Source organism: Rhizobacter sp. (genome assembly GCF_031412495.1).
Lineage (GTDB): Bacteria > Pseudomonadota > Gammaproteobacteria > Burkholderiales > Burkholderiaceae_C > Schlegelella_A.
On the sequence record NZ_JANODC010000452.1, the window covers coordinates 1 to 2,030 of the forward strand.

The 2,030-nt window shown below is 63.9% G+C and carries 3 protein-coding genes; all 3 read left to right on the top strand.

The window, feature by feature from the left end; translation table 11 throughout:
* A partial coding sequence (locus AC30N0_RS16955) for a helix-turn-helix domain-containing protein (RefSeq protein ID WP_489519072.1) occupies nt 1–167 on the top strand: 167 nt, incomplete at its 5' end.
* A gap of 243 nt (nt 168–410) precedes the next feature.
* On the top strand, nt 411–1,517 hold the full coding sequence (gene dnaN / locus AC30N0_RS16960) for a DNA polymerase III subunit beta (RefSeq protein ID WP_489519071.1): 1,107 nt from the start codon (nt 411–413) through the stop codon (nt 1,515–1,517).
* Between the two features lie 91 nt (nt 1,518–1,608).
* A partial coding sequence (locus AC30N0_RS16965) for an ATP-binding protein (RefSeq protein ID WP_489519073.1) occupies nt 1,609–2,030 on the top strand: 422 nt, incomplete at its 3' end.

Sequence of the window (2,030 nt, forward strand, 5' to 3'; positions counted from 1 at the left end):
TCGCCAAGGAGATGACGCAGAAGAGCCTGCCCGAGATCGGCGAGCTGTTCGGCGGGCGCGACCACACGACGGTGCTGCACGCGGTGCGCAAGATCTCCGCCGAGCGGCAGAAGAACACCGATCTCAATCATCAGCTGCACGTGCTCGAACAGACGCTCAAGGGCTGAGCCGATGCGAGCACCACGATCACGAACCTGTCAAGCAACAACGCTGGGGACAACTTGGACGGGAAGAGCGGTCTGCGCACCGCCCGGTGCCGTTTGCGCAAGTTGTTCGCTTTCGACGACAGCGGCGACAGGCCTCCGTCGACAGGCTTCGGGGCTGGCTAAGTCACTGTCGCAAGGAAGGAAAATAGGCTTGTCCACAAAAAGCGCCGCCGCCTACTACGACAACCATCTTGAGAGGTTGACATGATCGTCTTGAAAGCAGCACAGGAAAAATTCCTGAGCGCCCTGCAGGCCGTCTCGGGAATCGTCGAGCGCCGGCACACCTTGCCCATCCTCGCCAACGTGCTGATCAGGAAGACCGGCGGGCAGATCGAGTTCACGACCAGCGATCTCGAGATCCAGGTGCGCACGAGCGCCGAGCTCGGCGGCGAGGCGTCGAACTTCTCCACGACCGTGGGCGCGCGCAAGCTGATCGACATCCTGCGTTCCCTGCCGAGCGACCAGGTGGTGACCCTGACGGCCACGCAGTCCAAGCTGACGCTGGCCGGCGGCAAGAGCCGCTTCACGCTGCAGACGATGCCGGCCGACGACTTTCCGCTCGTGCAGGAGTCGGCCGACTTCGGGCCGATGTTCAGCGTGCCGCAGAAGACCTTGCGCGGCCTGGTCGCGCAGGTGCACTTCGCGATGGCGGTGCACGACATCCGCTACTACCTCAACGGCATCCTCTTCGTCGCCGAAGGCAGGAGCCTCACCCTCGTCGCCACCGACGGGCACCGGCTGGCGCTGGCCCAGGCGACGCTCGAGAGCGATATTCCGAAGCAGGAGGTGATCCTGCCGCGCAAGACCGTCCTCGAGCTGCAGCGGCTGCTGCGTGACGACGACGAGCCGATCGATATGCGCTTCGCAGCGAACCAGGCGAAGTTCTCGTTCGCCGGCATGGAGTTCGTGTCCAAGCTCGTCGAAGGCAAGTTCCCCGATTACAACCGCGTCATCCCGAAGAACCACAAGAACAAGGTCACGCTCGGCCGTTCGCCTCTCCTACAGAGCCTGCAGCGGGCGGCGATCCTGACGAGCGAGAAGTTCAAGGGCGTGCGCGTCAACATCGAGCCCGGCACCCTGCGCATCGCCTCCAGCAACGCCGAGCAGGAAGAAGCGATGGAAGAGCTCGAGATCGACTACGGCGGTGACGCCATCGAGATCGGCTTTAACGTCACCTACCTGATCGACGCGCTCACGAACATGGGCCAGGAGATGGTGACGATGGAGCTGCAGGACACCAACTCGAGCGCGCTCATCACCGTCCCGGATCAGGCCGGCTTCAAGTACGTCGTGATGCCGATGCGGATCTGAAGAAAAAGAAGAAGACGTGACCACACCCTCGATGACCTCCAAAGACAACGACCACGACAAGAAGCCCGAGATCGCCGGCACGCACACCGACATGGCGGCCAAGGCGACGAACAGCCCCTTGCCGGTACCCGGCTCGACGCCGCCAGGTAACGACAGCGTGCTGCGCACCGGTGCCGACGGCGACGGCAGCCAGGACGTCTACGGCGAAGGCAGCATCCAGATCCTCGAGGGCCTCGAGGCGGTGCGCAAGCGCCCGGGCATGTACATCGGCGACACGTCCGACGGCACCGGCCTGCACCACCTCGTCTTCGAGGTCGTTGACAACTCGATCGACGAGGCGCTGGCCGGCTTCTGCGACGACATCGTCGTCACCATCCACACCGACAACTCGGTCTCGGTGATCGACAACGGCCGCGGCATCCCGACCGGCGTGAAAATGGACGACAAGCACGAGCCGAAGCGCTCGGCGGCCGAGATCGCCCTGACCGAGCTGCACGCCGGCGGCAAGTTCAA

Excerpts from the sequence above, each read along its gene's own strand:
- dnaN (WP_489519071.1), top strand. The coding sequence starts at position 411 with ATGATCGTCTTGAAAGCAGCACAGGAAAAATTCCTGAGCGCCCTGCAG.